We start from the raw sequence: 18,752 nt of genomic DNA, 5'->3' as shown, positions 1-18,752 counted from the left end.
ATTAAAAATAAAAAAGAATAAACCAAATATTATCACTAAAAAAATTAGTTTTTTATTTCTATCGCGCTTGGAGCACTTTTTATGTGATGGGTTTTCTCAAAGTATTTACACATGTAGGTAATCGGGCATTTTTCGCAAAGTGGTTTTCGGGCCAGACAAATATATCGTCCATGCAAGATCAACCAATGGTGCGCAACAGCAATAGTTTCTTTCGGGAGATTTTTGACTAATTGTTTCTCTACCGCCAACGGAGTTGTTGCACGGTAGGTTAAGCCAAGCCGGTTAGCCACACGGAATACATGCGTATCGACTGCCATTGCAGGATTATGATATACCACCGACGAAATGACATTGGCCGTTTTTCTACCTACGCCGGGGAGCTTGACCAAATCCTCAATCTGCTCAGGCACGATATTGTTAAATTTTTCAATAAGCATTTGTGCCATTCCGACCAGATGCTTGGCTTTGTTATTTGGATAGCTTACCGAGCGGATATAAGTAAATACTTCATCGACGCTTGAAGCGGCTAAAGTCTGTGCATCCGGGTAACGTTCAAATAGCTTTGGCGTTACCTGATTAATTCTCTTGTCTGTGCATTGGGCAGACAGAATAACAGCCACGAGTAATTCATAAGGATTACTATAGTTGAGCTCTGTTTGCGCATCGGGATTATTTTTGGTAAAATATTCCACAAAAGCCTTGTATCGTTCTTGTTTTAACATCACTCCAAAACTAGCCAAAATTTCCATTAAAAAAGAAAACTTGCGGCTTACTCAGTGCTTATCAAATTGATTTTTACAGTATAAATAGATAATGAAAATAATTCGCATAACAGGAGGCTTATGGTATTATTTTAGGAATGCTATGGCGCGATTTATCGACTTAAATGATGGAGGATGGGGTTGATTTTATTCCAATAAATAAGGCCTAATCTCAAGATTAGGCCTTTCTTTTTTCCATTTGTTTGGAATATGCCATGATATTCGCAATACATTTCTTGCTTGGATTAAGCAACATTTTGGGTAATTGAAGTTTCAATTCATTTTCTATATCCTCATCAGTCATTACCTTCTCGTTTTGGGTTAGTAAATTTTGAACTTCGTTTTCTGATTGGGTAAAGTTTTCTACCATAAGCATCTTAAGTTTTGTCCCTGTAAGTTAATTAATTAAACGGACAAAAGATAGTTTTGGTATACGAAAAATGAGAATATTATTTATTTTTTCTTTTTATTACTAAATTCTTCGGCCTTTATGATGGCGTTATATGCATTGACAATCCCTCCGGTTACAGAAATATCTGCAAATTTGACGGTTTTTGTAGCCTCTTCACTAATTTTTACCTGGACCGTTTGTTCCGGTTTTACAACAGATTCCAGAATAATCTGCTTGGTTTCTGTTGCAGAGAGGTTAGGGTAATAAGAGCGTATCATAGCTGCTAGTCCCGCAACGACAGGGGCAGCCATACTTGTACCTTGCTCTTCTTTATATTTTGAATCTGGAATAGTAGAATTAATCCGAACCCCCGGAGCAAAAACATCAACTGTTTTTTTGCCATAATTGGAAAAGTCTGCTAGAAGTTCGTTGTCCGGATGTAAACCACTTGCGCCAACAGTGATCCAATTATTTGCTATTCCTGTGGTATCCCCCTTCGCATTCGTATAGTATTTCATTGGAAAATTGGGCTCCACATCATTATCCTCACTGTCATTTCCGGCAGCATGTACCAGTAGGACATCTTTGGATTCAGCATATTTAACAGCGTCATCCACTGTTTGCTTGTTGTGTGCATAGCTTTTTCCAAAGCTCATATTGAGCACTTTCGCTCCATTGTCTACTGCATAACGGATCGCATTTGCGACATCTTTATCACGTTCATCGCCATCCGGAACCAAACGTACTGTTAGTATTTTGACATTGTCTGCAACACCGTTTATACCAATATTATTGTTACGTTTAGCACCGATGATGCCCGCAACATGGCTTCCATGGAGCGCATCAGGTCCCTTTACATCCGCATTGCCGTAATGACGTTCGGAAGCATCTTCATAATTGTCGCCAATAATGGGACGGGAGTCATATTCTTTATTTAAATGATAGTCAACTTGATCATTGAAATACTTCGCTCCCTCGGTGATATCGTCAAAAAATTTGACAAAACCATTCGTTTGAATTTCGTCTTTTGCATAGCCCAGAGCGATACGTTGATTGTTCGATTTTGGGTTGAAATTCTCTAGATCAGCCAATGTGATTTCTTCAGGTTTTTTGCCTATTTCACGAACCACAGCGTCCAAATTGCGTTTAAGGGCGTCATAGGAAAACTGTCCCATTTTGGCTTCTTCCAGCTTATTCTTGTATTTTGCTACCATTCCTTGATACGCTAAAAAAGCCTTTCTGTCCGCTTCATTCAGCTCAGTGGTTGGGGTAACATGGGCAAATTTTTTATCTAAAATCCGCAATTGCCTCGTTAATTCCAGATTGTCAAATTGAACATCTTTTCCATCGGCGTTACCAATAAAGTTCCAGCCATATTTGTCATTGATATAGCCGTTACCATCAGCATCTTTCCCATTGGAAACACTGTCTTTTGTGTTGATCCAAACGACATCCTTCAGATCTTCGTGGAAAACATCGACACCACCGTCTAATACACCGACAATAACAGGTGTTGATTTTTTTCCCTTTAATAAAGTTTTATACGCTTTCTCCGTACTGATACCCATTACACCATCCGTGTTGTAATCTAAGTTATACCAATTCAGAGGAACAGCCTCAGCTTGAGCAAACGAGGTCATCGGTAAAGCACCCAAGGCAATCAGATATAGTGATTTCTTTAAATTCATAAAATTTTCTCCTAGCACTGTAGCAAATATAGTATTATTGGTCCTGTTGAATTGTTAATTTTTATTAAAAGTGACTTTATATAGATAATGAAGGATACAAAATAGATCAGCTTATAATATATTTCAAAATGAAGGGGATATTTACAGTCGATCTATTCCTGTTTATATATAGTTTTGCTATTTCTCTAGAAATGCATTAAATTCAATGTTCTGGGGAGTGATGACGAATAGCAAAATACAAGTCGTATTTGTTTTTATTTAAAAAGAGATTTAGCGCATTCATATTATATATGCAACATAACAAAAATATACAGTGGCCCGAAGTTTCGGCCCCAATAGCTGCAGTGCATCCTTATAAAAGACAAATTCATGGTGATACAGTCGTTGACGATTATTACTGGATGATTGACTATTTCAAAAAAGGACAACGATCAGCAGAAGTTATAGACTATCTGGCTGCGGAGAATACCTATACTACCGCGATGTTAAAGGAGACGGAATCTTTTCAGGAAGACTTATTCCGGGAAATGAAATCTCGTATCAAGGAAAAAGATGAGTCAGTACCCTATTTTAAAAATGGTTACTATTATTACAGTAGAACAGAGGAGGGGAATCAATATTTCAAATTTTGCCGTAAGAAAGGGACGTTGGATGCTGACGAAGAGCTATTATTGGATATAGATCATCTCGCACAAGGCTATGCCTATTATGCAGCAAAAGGCTTTTCGATCAGTCCTGACAATCGCTTATTGGCTTTTAGTGTGGATACAGTTTCCCGAAGGGAATACACGGTATATATCAAGAATCTGGAGACAGGTGAGATCTATCCCGATCGGATCGCTAATACCGAAGGTGCTGCAATTTGGGCTAATGATAACCAGACCCTGTTTTATACAGCCAAGAACCCAGTAACATTACTGAGTGAAAAAATTATGCGACATACACTGGGAACCGATGTCTCTACAGATGTGTCTGTGTATGAGGAAAAAGATAACACAAATTATATCGCAGTTGGTAAATCAAAAAATGGCAAATACATTATTATCAGTTCGGAGGGGACCCTGTCTTCTGAAATATGGCTGTTGGATGCTGATCTTCCCAATAATGATTTTAAGGTCTTTCAACCACGTCGAAATGATGTGCTTTATACCATAGTTCCTTTACAAGATCGTTTTTTAATATTGACTAATGATGATGCGATTAATTTCCGAATTATGCAATGCCCATTGGACAAAACAGATCGGGAATATTGGACCATATTTATAGCGCATCGGCCAGACGTCCTCGTGAGCGATATTGAGGAATTCAGATCATTTTTGGCAATAGCTGAACGAAAAGATGGATTAACACAGCTGGCAATTTATGATCTGAACAGCCAAGAACAACATTATCTAGATTTTGGAGAGGTGGCCTATACAGTGTATCCGGGGATAAATGTTGAATACAATTCCGAAAAACTGCGTTATGGATATACTTCATTGGTAACACCTAGTTCCGTATACGAGTATAATATGGAGGATCGCAGCAAAACATTGTTGAAACAACAGGAAGTTTTGGGCGGCTATGACCAAAGTGCCTATAAGACTGAACGTATCTATGCTTTGGCGAGGGATGGTGTAAGGGTACCTATTTCTCTTGTTTATAAAGAGGGAACTCAATTAGATGGCACAGCTCCCTTATTGCAATATGCCTATGGTTCTTATGGAGCATCTATGGATCCTAGTTTTTCCAGTAATCGGTTGAGTTTATTGGATCGCGGTTTTATATATGCATTGGCCCATATTCGCGGCGGCGAAGAAATGGGGCGTCAGTGGTACGAGGATGGAAAGATGATGCGTAAAATGAATACTTTTTATGATTTTGTGGATTGTGGTAAGTGTCTTATTGAAAAGCGTTATACATCACCAGACCATCTTTATGCGCAAGGAGGCAGTGCCGGAGGACTTCTGATGGGCGTAGTTGCAAATATTGCAGCAGCGCAATATCAGGGCATTATAGCGCAGGTGCCATTTGTGGATGTTGTGAATACCATGTTGGATGAGACAATACCATTAACAACAAATGAGTATGATGAATGGGGCAATCCCAATGAGTCTGATGCTTATTTTTATATGAAAAGTTATTCACCTTATGAGAATATCGAGCCGAAAGAATATCCAAATTTACTGGTTACAACGGGATTGCACGATAGCCAGGTTCAATATTTTGAGCCCGCCAAATGGGTCGCAAAATTACGGACGGTCAAAACCGGGAGTTCCATTTTGCTCTTGAAGACAGATATGGATTATGGACATGGAGGTGCTTCGGGCAGATTTGATTACTTGAAAGAAATTGCGATGGAATATGCTTTTCTGTTTAAACTAGAAGGGATCAACCACTAAACTTAACTTAATTTCAAAATCGTATTTCTGTTTTCTACTCATAAAAATGCTCCAAAAAGTTAGATATTTTTTGGAGCATTTTTATTTGCCGTTTTTTATTGTTGAGCATGATTAATGCTATCCTGCTGTTTTTGTAAACGTTCTTCACGTTCGATTTCTCGAGAATCGATTTGATGTTGCTGATAGTTGTCCATCGCAACTTTGCTTGCTTTCTGCGATACGTAGATCGCCAATATGGCAACTATGGTAATGATTGCAAGCCCCCAAGCATATTTACGTTTGTCCTGTTTGACAAGCCAATACATAAAGATGATATAAGGCACAGCAAAAATAATATAGAAAATTAAACTCGGTGACATGCTATTTTCCTCTAAATGATGTATACAAAAGTATCGTTTTTGTCTAAAAATAACGAACCTATAGAAAAAACACAGCTTTTCAATTGACAAAGCCTTAAACCTTTATCAGTTTTATTGTCAAATTAATATCGGTTGTAGTGTGGGGGCATGCCCCAGTTATTGTTTATTAATTGCTTGAAAATGAAGGTTACAGAGCGGTTTTGATGCTTGATTGTAATTTTTTAATTTTTGCAAAAAATCCATGATAATATTGTGGAAAAGAAAAAAATATTTTTATACATTTGCATCGTCAGAAACAATTGACAGAGAAATAAAATGAAACAGAGCAAAAAGAACGACTATTCTTATACTCAAACTTTTGAGAAGTTTATGAGAAAGGTGTTCTGTGCTTTCATTTTCGTAGAAATACCTGTTTTACGCTTCCGACGACCCATACTACCTCGGGCTTGATTTGAGGTAGTGAATCTTTCCAAGCAAAACCATGATTGTCCGATGGTTTTTGAATCCATTATTTTATTTATTCAGTAACAAAACGCAACAATGGTTGTTGTTTTATTATTAGGGTCGTAAGTCAATGACTATATCAGATTTTTTAATTATTCCAGCTAAACCTGAGCATGCGCATTATGCAGAGGTTATTTGCAACGAAATGTTCGAGTCTGCAAAGGCTCGTGGTACTGGTATTGCACGTCGTAAACCAGAGTATGTTGCCAAGAAAATGAATGAAGGTAAAGCAGTGATTGCTTTGCATAAAGACGGTCGATGGGCAGGGTTTTGTTATATTGAAACTTGGGGTCACGGAGATTACGTCGCAAATTCAGGACTTATCGTCAATCCCGAATTTCGAAAAGTTGGTTTGGCAAAAGCCATTAAGAAAAGGGTGTTTGATTTGTCTCGTGAGCAATATCCCAAAGCGAAGATATTTGGTCTGACCACGGGTTTTGCTGTCATGAAAATTAATTCGGAACTGGGATACGAACCTGTACCTTATTCAGAATTGACGACCGATGACGAATTTTGGAAAGGATGTCAGAGCTGCGTTAATTACGAGATCTTAATGAGCAAGGATCGTAAGAACTGTATGTGTACAGCTATGCTTTGGGACCCAGAAGAAAAAGAACGTGAACTGAGGGAAAAGATTCAGCGCAAGCATGAAGCAAAAGAACGTTTGGAAAGAATCACACAAAAACAATCGTTATTAAAACGTATACAGGCAAAGTTTTGGAAGTCGGCAAATAAGTTTATTGCGGTCAATTTTCCAAAGCATAATAAAGTTGCCAAAGGATTTTAACAAGAATTATACATAGCATGTCAACTGGCGTAGCAGCCATTGAAAATAAATAATGAACAGGCGATGAAACGGTCAATTTAAGGTTTGAATAGAGCCGGATTGGTTAATAATAGTTTCACCACATTAAAAACAATTTATCTCAATGAAAAAAGTAGTTTTAGCATTCAGCGGAGGATTAGATACTTCGTTTTGTTGTATTTATCTGACGCAAGATTTAGGTTTAGAGGTTCATTCCGTTGTCGTAAATACAGGTGGTTTTTCGGATGAAGAATTGAAGAATATTGAAGCACGTGCTTATGCATTAGGCGTAAAATCACATACAGCGATTGACGAAACAGCAGACTATTACCGCGAAACTATTAAATACTTGATCTTTGGTAATGTGTTGAAAAATGCAACATACCCATTGTCAGTATCCGCTGAACGTGTATGTCAGGCAACTGCCATTGCAAACTATGCGAAGAAAATCGGAGCTGAATGTGTTGCACATGGTTCTACTGGTGCTGGAAATGACCAAGTACGTTTTGACATGATTTTTCAAACCTTGATCCCAGGGGTTGAAATTATCACACCTATTCGTGATCTACAGTTATCCCGTGAAGCAGAAATAGAATACTTGAATAAACATGGTGTCGAATATTCGGCAGAAAAAGCCAAGTATTCGATCAATAAAGGTCTTTGGGGCACTTCTGTAGGTGGAGCAGAAACATTGACATCCAATCAATATCTGCCGGAATCAGCATGGCCAACGCCAGTGACTTCTTCAGAACCCCAACAAATCACGATAGATTTTGAAAAAGGCGAGCCAGTTGCTTTAAACGGAGAGAAAATGGCATCTGTGAAAGTCATTCAGGAACTGCAGGCAATTGCTCAACCTTATGGCATCGGTCGTGATATTCACGTAGGTGATACAATCATTGGTATCAAAGGTCGTGTAGGTTTTGAGGCCGCAGCTTCAGTGATTTTAATTAAGGCACACCACACCTTGGAAAAACATACGCTGACTAAATGGCAATTATCCTGGAAAGATCAAATCGCTGCTTTCTATGGAAATTATATGCACGAAGGACAGATGCACGATCCTGTGATGCGTGATATAGAAGCATTCTTGCAGTCTTCACAAGACACTGTAACGGGCCGTGTGATCGTTGAATTACATCCTTATCGTTTTGTTGTGATTGGTATTGAGTCGGAGCACGATTTAATGTCCAATAAATTCGGTAGCTACGGTGAGATGAATAAAGGCTATACGGGTGATGATGTGAAAGGTTTCTCGAAAATTTTCGGAAATCAGACTATTATCTGGCATAAAGTAAATCAAAAATAAGGGAATAAGGATACTTTTGTAAGCCAAAGGCTTGCAGAAGTAAATTCTTAATACTAGCTACTCAATACGAAATAAAAATATGATAAAAGTAGGAATTGTTGGTTCAGCAGGATATACGGGCGGAGAATTATTGCGGGTATTGATTTATCATCCTGAAGTAGAGATTGTGTTTGCTAACAGTGCATCTAACGCAGGAAACAAATTATATGAGGTTCACAATGATCTGTTCGGTGATACAGAACTGACCTTCTCCTCTGACTTTCATAGCGATATTGACGTCTTGTTTCTATGTGTAGGACATGGTGATGCACGTAAGTTTTTGGATGCAAATCTAGTTGCACCAGCTGTAAAGATTATTGACCTTTCGCAAGATTATCGTCTTCGGGCAAATACATTATACCAAGGGCAACAATTTGTATATGGACTTCCGGAATTAAATAGGGAAGCGATCAGATCTGCACAGTATATTGCCAATCCGGGTTGTTTTGCCACCAATATTCAATTGGCATTATTGCCATTGGCGAGTAAAGAGTTATTACCCGATCAGATTCATGTCAATGCGACGACCGGATCTACCGGTGCCGGACAGAAACCTGGAGCGACCACACACTTCTCTTGGCGTAACAATAATCTTTCTGCATACAAGTCTTTCGAACATCAACACCTACAGGAAATTTCGGAGTCCTTGGATCAATTGCAAAGTGGATTTTTGCCAGCGTCTGATGATTCATTATTAGCACGCGCTGCTGAAAAGATAAATTTCGTTCCACAACGTGGCGATTTTGCGCGGGGAATTTTCTCGGCAATATATGTTGACTCCGATTTGACAGAGGAACAAGCTTACGAGTTGTACGAAGCGTATTATGCAACACATCCATTTACACACGTTAGTAGCAGCAATATCGACCTCAAACAAGTCGTAAATACAAATAAGAGTATTATCCATTTGGAGAAACACGGGAATAAGTTGCTGATCTTAAATGCTACAGATAATTTGTTGAAAGGAGCATCTGGACAAGCCGTGCAAAATATGAACTTAATGTTCGGATTGAATGAACGTACAGGATTAAATTTAAAGAGTGTTGGTTTTTAGTTCTTTATGACTTATTCAACAGTTGTATTAACAGAATGTGAATAATCAGAATGGATAAAAACTCAATGAAATACAGTTATCAACATAGTTATTAACACTGTGTGGAAAAGTGAAGGGGATAACCTCTTCACTTTTTTTATACCCGCAGCGGTTTGTATAAAGCGTAATGTGGATACACGCAATGATTGCTAAGGTATTGGGTCGAAATCAATGCAATATTGGAAAGGCTAGCACTCGATTTACACGTTGTATCGTTACGGCATGTTTCTTAACTTAGTGCGTATAAAATGGCGGTTAACTCGATCATGTTTAGCCAAATCAATGTAGCGGTAAGCAATTTTAAAATGGAAAAAAGACCAGGCATAAAACTCAAACCGACACTCGGCGATATAATATTGGAATTAATTGGTTACCTGTCCTTATTCACCTTATGGTATCTGATTGCTATAAATTATTATAAACTACCCGAAACTATTCCAGCTCATTATAATGCAGCAGGAAATGCGGATAGTTTTGGTGGGAAAGAGACTATTTTTGCTCTACCAATTATCGCCACGATACTATTTATAGGGATGACCATCCTAAATCGATTTCCACATATTTTCAACTATCCAGTTAAGATTACCGAGGAAAATGCGTTTAGACAATATTCAAATGCAAACCGTATGTTACGGTATTTGAAATTTATTATTGTGGTTATTTTTGGTGTAATTACTTTTAAGACTATTCCGAATTCGGCAGGAACTTCAGATGGGTTGGGCGAATGGTTTTTACCGTTGATACTGGGATTTATTTTTATTCCTGTGATCTATTACGTTGTACAGGCATTCCGGAAGGCTTAGTACTTAATTACTATCACATGCTATGCACTATATTCATTCCATAAGAAATACAAAACCAATCGAGGATCGAATAGCTTATCCATTTAATATTGCTTCAATATTGAATTTGAATGAATTACGGTTTAGATCCCCCGTGACCTTTATCATTGGAGAGAATGGTTCGGGTAAGTCCACTCTGGTCGAGGCTATTGCTATTAATGCTGGTTTCAATCCTGAAGGGGGGACTAAGAATTTTAATTTCCATACGAAAGATTCCCATTCCGAACTTTTTAATGACCTGCAGGTCATAAGAACAGCCTTTCGTGAAAATGACGGGTTTTTCTTACGAGCCGAGAGCTTTTATAATGTAGCAACTGAGGTTGATGATGTATTTGAAGATGATTTGGGAGCTCTTGAAACAAATTATGGTGGCTCATTGCATGAATGCTCTCATGGAGAGAGTTTTCTTAATTTAATGCATAAACGCTTTTCGGGACGTGGACTGTATCTGCTTGATGAACCTGAATCGGCACTTTCCATCAATAGTCAATTTCGGCTGCTAACAAGAATAAACCAATTGGTCAACAATAAGTCCCAGTTTATTATTGCTACCCATTCACCAATTTTGCTGGCCTATCCAAATGCAGAGATTTACACTGTGTCTGAATTCGGTTTGCAACAGGTGGAATATGAAGAAACGGAACAGTTTAAACTCTATAAGTATTTTCTGAATAACTATCAGAAGATGGTTACCGAACTCGGTTTACATGAATAGGTATTGATTTAATACTATTTTTTTTACACAATCGATTGATGTACATTTGGTTTCTTTTCATCACAATCTAAGTTCTATCTTCATAAAATAATCCAGATTCCCTGAAGAATTATAAATCTGCGCTAGAATCTAGCGACAGGGGTAGGAACGATGATTATAAAAAAAGAAACGGGCAGTAGCCCATTAGATTATACCCAAATGGAAAGAAAACATTTTATTAAGTATTTTTTTTTAGGTGCCTTATCTTGCCTTTCATTAGGTGGAACTGCGCAGACCTCTACGAAACCTTATTCCGTTCCGCTCGCGGGCAATGCTTTTATTACTACCGGACAAGATGATGGTGCAGAAATTTCAGGACGCAATGGATTGGTGAAATGGTCGAGTGATCAAAGCATTGCATCTGTATATTTCAGAACTGAGAAAACCGGAAACCTTGAATTGAAGCTCAAAGCAAAAGCTGATGCTGGAAATTCCTCCAAAATAGAGATTTCTGCCCTGGGAAAAAAGAGCTCCTTAGATATCAAAGGGGCTGAGCTATCCGAAACAGCGGCCTTGTCTATTCATGTCAAAACACCGGGCTACGTACAGGTGAATTTAAAAGGATTAAGTAAGTCGGGTGATACCTTTGCCAATGTAACGGAATTAATCGTTAGTGGAGAAGCTGCATCTGAAGGTCTTACCTACTCAAATGATCCCGATTATTACTATTGGTCGCGTCGTGGTCCTTCGTGCCACTTAAATTATACAATCTCGAGTGAAGGGAATGTCAGCTATTATTACAATGAGGTAACTGTACCAAAAGGAGAAGATAAAATCGGTTCATATTTTATGGCCAATGGTTTTGGTGAGGGCTACTTCGGGATACAGGTGAACTCGGAGACCGAACGACGTATTCTTTTTTCAGTTTGGAGCCCCTTCCATACAGATGATCCCAAAAGTATTCCAGAAGATCAAAAAATCCATTTATTGAAGAAAGGAAAAGACGTGCATACAGGAGAATTTGGCAACGAGGGATCCGGTGGGCAGAGTTACCGTAAATATTTCTGGAAAGCGGGTGAAACCTATAAATTCTTGTTGAAAGGTGTTCCAGATGGAAAAGGAAATACAGACTATACCGCCTGGTTTTTTGTGCCTGAGGAAAATGCATGGAATGTAATCGCCAGTTTCAAACGTCCGCAAACAAATACATATTTAAAAAGATTTCATAGTTTCTTAGAGAATTTTAGTCCGAATCAGGGGTATTTAGGAAGACAGGTGGAATTTAAAAATCAATGGGTTTATGATGGTCAATGGCGCCCTGTTCAATCGGCTTCATTTAGTGTTGATAATACCTACCGTGCAAATCAACGTATTGATGCTATGGGTGGAACGACAAAAAATGGCTACTTTTTAAGAAATGGAGGCTTCTTTAGTGAGATTGTTAAACCGGGCAGCAAGTTTGACCTTGTCAATAAAAATACTGCACCGAAAATTGATTTTGAGAAATTACCATAGCTAAGATCGTAATACAATGATTCTGTAATGGACTGTTACAAAAAGTAATCGCCTGATATTTTAATATCAGGCGATTACTTTTAAATGACTATTTTTCGGAGAGTTTAATATCTCGTTCTACCGATACATTATCGCCAGTAACGGCATTTCCCTCTTTATCTACCAAGGTTAATTTTACTTTGTTATTCCCCATAGGTAAACCCTTAATCTCATAGGGACCCCATTTGTCCAAAGTAAAAGTTTGACCGTTAATATCCGCACTAATCTTGTTACCGTCCGGAGCAATACTTGTGTTGACCAGATAGAAATCTAAAAGGACATTTTTGGTTTCATCACCTTTGTATTCTCCTTTTGGACGAGAATAGAATAAGGATGCTTCTTTAGGTGTCGGCTCCTGTGTCAATTTACCCGTTGCATCTATCTTGAATTTAATCAATTTTGAGGCCTCAGCTGTTTTAATGGATTCGTGATAAGACCGCGACAAAAACGATAGGAGATAATGTTCTGAATTTAAAGCTAAAGTAACACTGTGTTCCGGTTTATATAAGGCAGTATATGGTTTATTGTCCAAAATAAAGTGGATATGCTGTCCATCATGCGAGTTTGCCATATGAGCTGCATGTTCATCCGCTGTCATTTCAGTAAGCTTAAAGTTGCTAACATTATATTTCACGGTAACTTTTGCGGAGTCTGTACCTACTTTTTCAGCGGTTATCGAAGCAATTCCGAGATTCGCTCCTGGAAATTGTTTCGAATCTGCAATCGGACTAACGGAAATGGAATCCATTTTCTTTGCAATACTGGTATCGGCATTGCCCATTGAATCTGTATGGTCGGTGCCCTTTTTGGTTGAATTATTACATCCAATAGCCCCGATTAATAAAGTTAATGCGGCGGTAATGCCTGTAATTCTGTAGTATTTCATGATATTTTTGTTTAAATTTTTAACACTCAGCATCTTAAATAACAATTGTACGGGATCTTTTGTTTGTAATAATGGTAAAACAACAATTTGATTATCGGAATATGTTATATTCAACTGGAATAAAACTTGTTTAATCGTTCTTGAAAATACGTAACAGCCCAGAACAATCGGAACCTATTATTTGAACAAATAAATATTTTAAAAAAATATTCATATTAGATGTAATAAATAGGAAGCTTGAGATGTCTTGCTTATATAGAATGCAAAAATGGTAAAGGAAATGATATAGTGCGTATTTAAAACGGATAAAGAAAAATTAGGTAAGCTGAAGGTTTGTACGATCAAAATCTCAAATCTAACATCTCAATACTAAATACTAAAATGAACCAAGAGCAATTTAAGAATACCGTTTTCGTCCATAAGGATAAGCTATTTCGCTTTGCGAAACGGATCTTGGTTGATGACGATGAGGCATTTGATGCGGTTCAAAATGTGATGATGCGTCTGTGGCAGGGGAAAGATAAATTGTATCAATATAAGAATTTGGAGGCATTTTGCATGCAGAGTGTTAAAAATGAGGCATTGAACCGGATTAAAAGAGATAAGGTCCGTACAGATTTTGCTGAACAGCATCAGATTATTTCAACAACAGAAAATTCTGTTGAAAATACGAAGGAAATAATTCTGGAAATGATTAACTCGCTGCCTGATAAACAGCGTCTTGTGATGCACCTACGCGATGTGGAGGATTATGATATAGATGAGATCGGTGAAGTATTGGAAATGGGGGAGTCTACTGTTAGAGTTAATCTGATGCGGGCCAGACAGAAGGTAAAGGAGCAGTTGACAAAATTATTTGATTATGAAAGCTTCCGGATTTATTCAAATAAAAAATAGATCCAATAGCTTCAATAACAGTGAAACTCAAATTTGTAATGATGAAAAACAGAAGATTAGAGGAATTGAAAGATAAATACTTTGATGGTAAGTCGTCATCGGAGGAAGAAAGAGAACTGAAAAAATCGGATGAACTGTTCTTTCAGCTATTAGATCAGGAAAAGAATGTGAAAATGGACTGGTCGTTTGAGGATTTTGAAAATCAAGTCAAAGCAGATAAGAAAATAATCAGATGGCGAGATAATATCTGGATAAAATATGCTGCTGCGGCAATTCTCCTGGCGGTTATGGGATTGACCTTTTATTTGAATCAAGAGCCAGCAATAGAGCCGTCGGTACTTGCTAATAAAGAGATCAAAGAACCTCAAAGACCTTCGACGAAGGAGGTAGCGGAAAACAATGAAGCAACAGCTCATTCGGATGTAGAGACCGTAACAAGCAGAGACAGGAAACGAAGTGCAATGCTCACGGCAAATACTTCGACGCGTTTCAATCAGCGCATACCATCAAAGAGAATGATAGCGAAAAAGAAGAAGGTTGTGCAATCTTTACAACAAATGGAGGAAGGCTATCAAGCGGATTATGTTGTATTAAACGGTAAACCTGTTGCCAACGAAGAGGAGGCTGTAGAACTGACGCTCCGCTCATTGGGATTACTGGCGAATAATCTGGAAAATGGTGTAGATAAAGCAATGAATATAAAACAAATGTCAATATCGATTAACTAAAATAGTATGAAAGGATTATTAATAGCTTGCCTATTACTTGTAGCAAGTATGGCAAACGCACAGATTTCCAAGTTAGATAAACTTTTCGAGCAATATCAAGGGAAAAAAGGAGTAACGACGCTTAAAATTGGAGCCCCTATGTTCAAATTGTTGGGGAACTTAAAAATTGATGATGAGGATATGGAAACGATTACGCCACTACTCAAGAATGTTAAATCTTTACGTATGTTAATTGTAGAAGATGGCGAAGATAAGGACTTGACAGGTATCATTCGTGGTGCGGTTTCAAATTTAAAATACGAGGAACTTATGTCGCTCAACAGTGAAGGTCAAGATATTCGATTCATGGTGGAGAATATGTCTGCGAATGCAGATATCCTAAACAATTTGTTGCTCACAATAAATGGGGATGGGCAAAATTTATTTATGATTCTTGATGGGGCGATACCTTTGAAAGACGTGACTAACTTGGTCAATGAAGGAAACAACAAAGTGAGTAAGGACAAACAGAATAACAATAAAAAGTAGATATTATGAAAAGATTACTAACATTGTTATGCCTTATTGGAGTGCTATTTTCATTGCAATCCTGTATCATCAAAAAAGGCTCCAACATGGATTTTGTTAGGGGATCCAATGTTTCGAATAATGCAGAGATCGTTGCCATTAATTTGCCGATGTGGTTGACAAAACCATTTATCAAAAAGGCATTGCAGGATGAGAACGACGAGGATGCACAGGTCATGGCGGGCATCGTCAAAAAGTTGAAAAAATTCAGGATGATGACATTATCAAACAATGATCGCGAAAAGAATATGTTGATATTGGAAGATTACCATAAGTTTTTAAAGAAGAACAAATTTGAGGAGCTACTGGTGATCAACAGTGAAGGGGAGGAAATATCGATTAATGCACGTATTGATAAAGATAATGTGATCAGCCGGGTTTCGCTATTGGTACATGACGAAGGAGATGAAAGTGTATTTATGGATATAAAAGGTAAGTTTTCACTGGATGAACTTGTTCAGGGATTGAATAAGATAAAATCAAAGGATAAAAAGCTCGCCACAAAGTTGGCTGATACCCATACTGTAATTCAACAGGAACTTTAGTTCAGACAGAGATTCTTGATTAAACAGCATATAAATGCCCCAAAAACTATTTTAGTTTTTGGGGCATTGTTGTATTATACTTTTTTTTATGAATGAAAGACGATGTCCAAGGCATCGAAAATATGCTTCTTGGCGGTATTTAAATCCGCGTCAGTATGCGCAGCAGAAACAAAACCAACTTCATAGCCCGAAGGACCGAAGTAAATCCCTCTATTCAGGAGTTCGCGGTGCATGATTTTGTATGATTCCATGGAAGCGTGATCAATTTCACTTGCTTTCTTGATATCTTCTTGCTCAGTAAATGCAAACCAGAAGATAGAGGCAACATGGAATAATTGTACTTGATAGCCTTTTTCAGCGATATAATCACGAAGATCTTGAACGAATGCCGCAGTTTTCGCATTTAAGTTTGTGTAGAAATCATCTTGCGCCAAAATAGTCAGGGCTGCAATACCTGCTGCCATGGCCACAGGATTCCCTGACAAGGTACCAGCTTGATAAACGGCACCGTCAGGTGATATACATGCCATAAGCTCTTTGGATGCTCCATAGGCTCCCACTGGCATACCACCGCCTATGATCTTGCCATAGGTAATAATATCTGGCTGTATTTCGTAGTAAGCAGAGGCTCCTTCAAAACCGATCCGGAATCCGGTGATGACCTCATCCATGATTAGCATACTCCCATTTTCTTTTGTGATATCACGCAGGAAATGCATGTATTCTTTGGATTGCATTAATAGACCATTGTTGGCTGGAATACCTTCAATGATCACTGCAGCAATCTGATCTTTAAATTCTGTAAAAGCAGCTCTCAGCGCGTCTTTGTCATTTAATTCGATGACGATCGTTTCCTCTGCAAAAGCTTTGGGAACGCCTGCCGAAGAAGTTTCTCCGAAAGTAACCAATCCAGAACCAGCCTTCACTAAAAGCGAATCCGAATGACCATGGTAACATCCGTCAAATTTGATAATCTTATCGCGTTTGGTATATCCTCTTGCCAAGCGGATTGCGGACATCACAGCCTCGGTTCCTGAACTGACGAAGCGGATTTTCTCGATATATTTATTTTTTTCAATAATTAATTCGGCGAGTTGATTTTCCAGAGCAGTAGGTGCACCAAAACTCAATCCTTTACCTAATTGTGCTGCAACGGCCTCGCGAACTTGATCATTATTGTGTCCCAAAATCAAAGGACCCCACGAACAGCAGAAATCGATGAACTCATTGCCATCGGCATCCCAAAGACGTGCTTTGTCACCTCGTTCTATAAATAATGGGGTGCCAAATACGGATTTAAAAGCCCGAACCGGAGAATTCACACCGCCGGGGAAATATTGTTTTGCTTTTTCAAATAATTCAGCAGATTTTGCTCTTGAAATATCAGGTGCTTGCATAGTCATTATATTTGAATGCGAAGTTATCTTTTTTTGCGAAGATAAGTCTCATGGAAACGTAAGGAATCAAGAATTCAGTGATATTCCTTATTTAAAGGTCAGGGTATCCTCTTTTTTTCGCAATAGTATTTCTTGTTTATTGATAAATAAAGTGATCTCGTTTGCTGCGTTTATTTGACCAAAAAAGGTCCGAAAACTTAATTTCGAACCTTTTTTAATATTTACTTTTGTCTTTGAGCAATTCGTTGTTTTTAGAGCGAATCCCCGATCTTATTTGCCTAAATAAAACCTTTTTCCAGAACTTCTTTGGCGTGGTAGGATAAAATTGCTGTTGCGCCCGCACGTCTGAAACTTAATAACGTTTCCAGGATCACACGTTCATCCAACCAACCATTTTGAATGGCAGCTTTTAACATGGCATACTCACCACTGACATTATACACCGCGATTGGGAGATCAAAATTATCAGCGAGAAGTTTCACAATATCTAAATAAGGAAGACCTGGTTTAACCATTAGAAAATCCGCACCTTCTTGTGCATCTAACTGGGCCTCGATAAGTGCTTCCTTTGCATTTGCTGGGTTCATCTGATACGTTTTCTTGTCCCCATGTTTAGGAGCAGAACCCAAGGCATCTCTGAAAGGGCCATAATATGCTGATGCATACTTCGCCGTATACGACATTAAAGACACGTTTGTGAAACCATTATGGTCTAATAGCTCACGAATATACCCGATACGTCCGTCCATCATATCGGATGGTGCGATAATATCTGCACCGGACTGCGCATGTGCGAGTGCCATCTTGCCCAATACTTCCAATGTTTCGTCGTTTAGGATCTCGCCATTTTCGACAATCCCATCATGACCATCGCTGCTGTAAGGATCCATCGCTACATCCGTAACAATACAGGCTTCGGGGAAATTTTGCTTTACTGCTGCAATAGCGCGTAAATACAAACTTCCGTCACGGTAACTCTCCGTCGCGTATTTGTCCTTCAATGATTCTTCGATATTGGGAAATAGGTCAAATGAACGTAAGCCTAATTTGAGGCAGCTCTCCACTTCTTTCAATAAGTTATCTATTGAATAGCGGTAGATACCCGGCATTGATTTAACCTCGGTTTTTTGATTTTGGCCATCTACAATAAAAAGTGGAAAAATCAAATTTGACGCGTCTAAACGTGTCTCTTGAATCATGTCGCGAATCACGGCAGATTTACGATTTCTTCTCGGACGTTGTAACATTATATTTAATTTATTTATTATCTAGTGATCCAGTGTTGTTCAATTGCAAGGCAGTAATTCCGTTT

At 38.3% G+C, this 18,752-nt stretch carries 18 protein-coding genes; 11 read left to right on the top strand and 7 right to left on the bottom strand.

Features of this window, described 5'->3' with window-relative positions:
• Nucleotides 1–44: 44 nt before the first annotated feature.
• From nth to OGI71_RS17445, 3 genes are all read right to left on the bottom strand, one after another.
• Nucleotides 45–722, bottom strand: a complete 678-nt coding sequence (gene nth / locus OGI71_RS17455) for an endonuclease III (RefSeq protein WP_282250578.1) — start codon at nucleotides 720–722, stop codon at nucleotides 45–47.
• Nucleotides 723–939: 217 nt separating this feature from the next.
• A complete protein-coding gene (locus OGI71_RS17450) occupies nucleotides 940–1,131 on the bottom strand; it encodes a hypothetical protein (protein WP_147420472.1) in 192 nt (63 codons plus the stop codon).
• Between the two features lie 83 nt (nucleotides 1,132–1,214).
• A complete protein-coding gene (locus OGI71_RS17445; RefSeq protein ID WP_282250573.1) occupies nucleotides 1,215–2,840 on the bottom strand; it encodes a S8 family peptidase in 1,626 nt (541 codons plus the stop codon).
• Between the two features lie 290 nt (nucleotides 2,841–3,130).
• Here OGI71_RS17445 and OGI71_RS17440 point away from each other — a divergent pair, with 290 nt between their 5' ends.
• Nucleotides 3,131–5,221 carry a S9 family peptidase gene (locus tag OGI71_RS17440; protein ID WP_282250571.1) on the top strand — a complete coding sequence of 697 codons (2,091 nt, stop codon included), beginning with the start codon at nucleotides 3,131–3,133 and terminating at the stop codon, nucleotides 5,219–5,221.
• Between the two features lie 95 nt (nucleotides 5,222–5,316).
• On the opposite strand, the gene OGI71_RS17435 is transcribed toward OGI71_RS17440, so the two are convergent.
• Nucleotides 5,317–5,580 (bottom strand): hypothetical protein, encoded by a 264-nt coding sequence (locus tag OGI71_RS17435; protein ID WP_120261693.1) that lies wholly within the window; start codon nucleotides 5,578–5,580, stop codon nucleotides 5,317–5,319.
• Nucleotides 5,581–6,154: 574 nt separating this feature from the next.
• Here OGI71_RS17435 and OGI71_RS17430 point away from each other — a divergent pair.
• From OGI71_RS17430 to OGI71_RS17405, 6 genes are all read left to right on the top strand, one after another.
• On the top strand, nucleotides 6,155–6,871 hold the full coding sequence (locus OGI71_RS17430) for a GNAT family N-acetyltransferase (RefSeq protein ID WP_120261691.1): 717 nt from the start codon (nucleotides 6,155–6,157) through the stop codon (nucleotides 6,869–6,871).
• A gap of 142 nt (nucleotides 6,872–7,013) precedes the next feature.
• On the top strand, nucleotides 7,014–8,198 hold the full coding sequence (gene argG, locus OGI71_RS17425) for an argininosuccinate synthase (RefSeq protein ID WP_120261690.1): 1,185 nt from the start codon (nucleotides 7,014–7,016) through the stop codon (nucleotides 8,196–8,198).
• A 79-nt stretch (nucleotides 8,199–8,277) separates the two neighbouring features.
• Nucleotides 8,278–9,291 carry an N-acetyl-gamma-glutamyl-phosphate reductase gene (gene argC, locus OGI71_RS17420; RefSeq protein WP_282250568.1) on the top strand — a complete coding sequence of 338 codons (1,014 nt, stop codon included), beginning with the start codon at nucleotides 8,278–8,280 and terminating at the stop codon, nucleotides 9,289–9,291.
• A 344-nt stretch (nucleotides 9,292–9,635) separates the two neighbouring features.
• Nucleotides 9,636–10,133: a DUF1648 domain-containing protein gene (locus OGI71_RS17415; protein WP_282250566.1), complete on the top strand. Its 498-nt coding sequence runs from the start codon at nucleotides 9,636–9,638 to the stop codon at nucleotides 10,131–10,133.
• A gap of 22 nt (nucleotides 10,134–10,155) precedes the next feature.
• Nucleotides 10,156–10,887: an AAA family ATPase gene (locus tag OGI71_RS17410; RefSeq protein ID WP_282250565.1), complete on the top strand. Its 732-nt coding sequence runs from the start codon at nucleotides 10,156–10,158 to the stop codon at nucleotides 10,885–10,887.
• A 198-nt stretch (nucleotides 10,888–11,085) separates the two neighbouring features.
• Entirely contained in the window at nucleotides 11,086–12,381 is a 1,296-nt protein-coding gene (locus tag OGI71_RS17405; RefSeq protein ID WP_282250563.1) for a DUF3472 domain-containing protein, read from the top strand.
• 88 nt (nucleotides 12,382–12,469) lie between these two features.
• Here the strand turns inward: OGI71_RS17405 and OGI71_RS17400 are convergent, their stop codons facing one another.
• Nucleotides 12,470–13,306 (bottom strand): hypothetical protein, encoded by an 837-nt coding sequence (locus OGI71_RS17400; protein ID WP_282250561.1) that lies wholly within the window; start codon nucleotides 13,304–13,306, stop codon nucleotides 12,470–12,472.
• 381 nt (nucleotides 13,307–13,687) lie between these two features.
• On the opposite strand from OGI71_RS17400, the gene OGI71_RS17395 reads away from it, so the two are divergent.
• From OGI71_RS17395 to OGI71_RS17380, 4 genes are read left to right on the top strand one after another with little or no spacing between them, the layout of a single operon-like run.
• Nucleotides 13,688–14,203 carry a sigma-70 family RNA polymerase sigma factor gene (locus OGI71_RS17395; RefSeq protein WP_282250559.1) on the top strand — a complete coding sequence of 172 codons (516 nt, stop codon included), beginning with the start codon at nucleotides 13,688–13,690 and terminating at the stop codon, nucleotides 14,201–14,203.
• Between the two features lie 38 nt (nucleotides 14,204–14,241).
• Complete coding sequence (locus tag OGI71_RS17390; RefSeq protein WP_282250557.1) at nucleotides 14,242–14,931, top strand: hypothetical protein; 690 nt, start codon at nucleotides 14,242–14,244, stop codon at nucleotides 14,929–14,931.
• Nucleotides 14,932–14,937: 6 nt separating this feature from the next.
• Entirely contained in the window at nucleotides 14,938–15,459 is a 522-nt protein-coding gene (locus tag OGI71_RS17385) for a DUF4252 domain-containing protein (RefSeq protein WP_120261681.1), read from the top strand.
• Nucleotides 15,460–15,464: 5 nt separating this feature from the next.
• Nucleotides 15,465–16,043: a DUF4252 domain-containing protein gene (locus tag OGI71_RS17380; protein ID WP_282250555.1), complete on the top strand. Its 579-nt coding sequence runs from the start codon at nucleotides 15,465–15,467 to the stop codon at nucleotides 16,041–16,043.
• Nucleotides 16,044–16,129: 86 nt separating this feature from the next.
• Here the strand turns inward: OGI71_RS17380 and hemL are convergent, their stop codons facing one another.
• Nucleotides 16,130–17,440 (bottom strand): glutamate-1-semialdehyde 2,1-aminomutase, encoded by a 1,311-nt coding sequence (hemL, locus tag OGI71_RS17375; RefSeq protein WP_282250553.1) that lies wholly within the window; start codon nucleotides 17,438–17,440, stop codon nucleotides 16,130–16,132.
• Between the two features lie 278 nt (nucleotides 17,441–17,718).
• Entirely contained in the window at nucleotides 17,719–18,687 is a 969-nt protein-coding gene (gene hemB, locus OGI71_RS17370; protein WP_282250551.1) for a porphobilinogen synthase, read from the bottom strand.
• Nucleotides 18,688–18,752 lie beyond the last annotated feature (65 nt).

Origin of the sequence: Sphingobacterium sp. ML3W (genome assembly GCF_029542085.1) — a bacterium.
In the GTDB taxonomy this organism is placed as follows: domain Bacteria; phylum Bacteroidota; class Bacteroidia; order Sphingobacteriales; family Sphingobacteriaceae; genus Sphingobacterium.
Note: the sequence above shows the minus strand (reverse complement) of the source record. Positions and strands in the feature narration are given on the sequence as shown.

What these genes read in the sequence shown, in the direction of transcription:
- nth (WP_282250578.1), bottom strand. Translation starts at nt 722, where the DNA reads ATGTTAAAACAAGAACGATACAAGGCTTTTGTGGAATATTTTACCAAA.
- OGI71_RS17450 (WP_147420472.1), bottom strand. Translation starts at nt 1,131, where the DNA reads ATGGTAGAAAACTTTACCCAATCAGAAAACGAAGTTCAAAATTTACTA.
- OGI71_RS17445 (WP_282250573.1), bottom strand. Translation starts at nt 2,840, where the DNA reads ATGAATTTAAAGAAATCACTATATCTGATTGCCTTGGGTGCTTTACCG.
- OGI71_RS17440 (WP_282250571.1), top strand. Translation starts at nt 3,131, where the DNA reads ATGCAACATAACAAAAATATACAGTGGCCCGAAGTTTCGGCCCCAATA.
- OGI71_RS17435 (WP_120261693.1), bottom strand. Translation starts at nt 5,580, where the DNA reads ATGTCACCGAGTTTAATTTTCTATATTATTTTTGCTGTGCCTTATATC.
- OGI71_RS17430 (WP_120261691.1), top strand. Translation starts at nt 6,155, where the DNA reads ATGACTATATCAGATTTTTTAATTATTCCAGCTAAACCTGAGCATGCG.
- argG (WP_120261690.1), top strand. Translation starts at nt 7,014, where the DNA reads ATGAAAAAAGTAGTTTTAGCATTCAGCGGAGGATTAGATACTTCGTTT.
- argC (WP_282250568.1), top strand. Translation starts at nt 8,278, where the DNA reads ATGATAAAAGTAGGAATTGTTGGTTCAGCAGGATATACGGGCGGAGAA.
- OGI71_RS17415 (WP_282250566.1), top strand. Translation starts at nt 9,636, where the DNA reads ATGGAAAAAAGACCAGGCATAAAACTCAAACCGACACTCGGCGATATA.
- OGI71_RS17410 (WP_282250565.1), top strand. Translation starts at nt 10,156, where the DNA reads ATGCACTATATTCATTCCATAAGAAATACAAAACCAATCGAGGATCGA.
- OGI71_RS17405 (WP_282250563.1), top strand. Translation starts at nt 11,086, where the DNA reads ATGGAAAGAAAACATTTTATTAAGTATTTTTTTTTAGGTGCCTTATCT.
- OGI71_RS17400 (WP_282250561.1), bottom strand. Translation starts at nt 13,306, where the DNA reads ATGAAATACTACAGAATTACAGGCATTACCGCCGCATTAACTTTATTA.
- OGI71_RS17395 (WP_282250559.1), top strand. Translation starts at nt 13,688, where the DNA reads ATGAACCAAGAGCAATTTAAGAATACCGTTTTCGTCCATAAGGATAAG.
- OGI71_RS17390 (WP_282250557.1), top strand. Translation starts at nt 14,242, where the DNA reads ATGATGAAAAACAGAAGATTAGAGGAATTGAAAGATAAATACTTTGAT.
- OGI71_RS17385 (WP_120261681.1), top strand. Translation starts at nt 14,938, where the DNA reads ATGAAAGGATTATTAATAGCTTGCCTATTACTTGTAGCAAGTATGGCA.
- OGI71_RS17380 (WP_282250555.1), top strand. Translation starts at nt 15,465, where the DNA reads ATGAAAAGATTACTAACATTGTTATGCCTTATTGGAGTGCTATTTTCA.
- hemL (WP_282250553.1), bottom strand. Translation starts at nt 17,440, where the DNA reads ATGCAAGCACCTGATATTTCAAGAGCAAAATCTGCTGAATTATTTGAA.
- hemB (WP_282250551.1), bottom strand. Translation starts at nt 18,687, where the DNA reads ATGTTACAACGTCCGAGAAGAAATCGTAAATCTGCCGTGATTCGCGAC.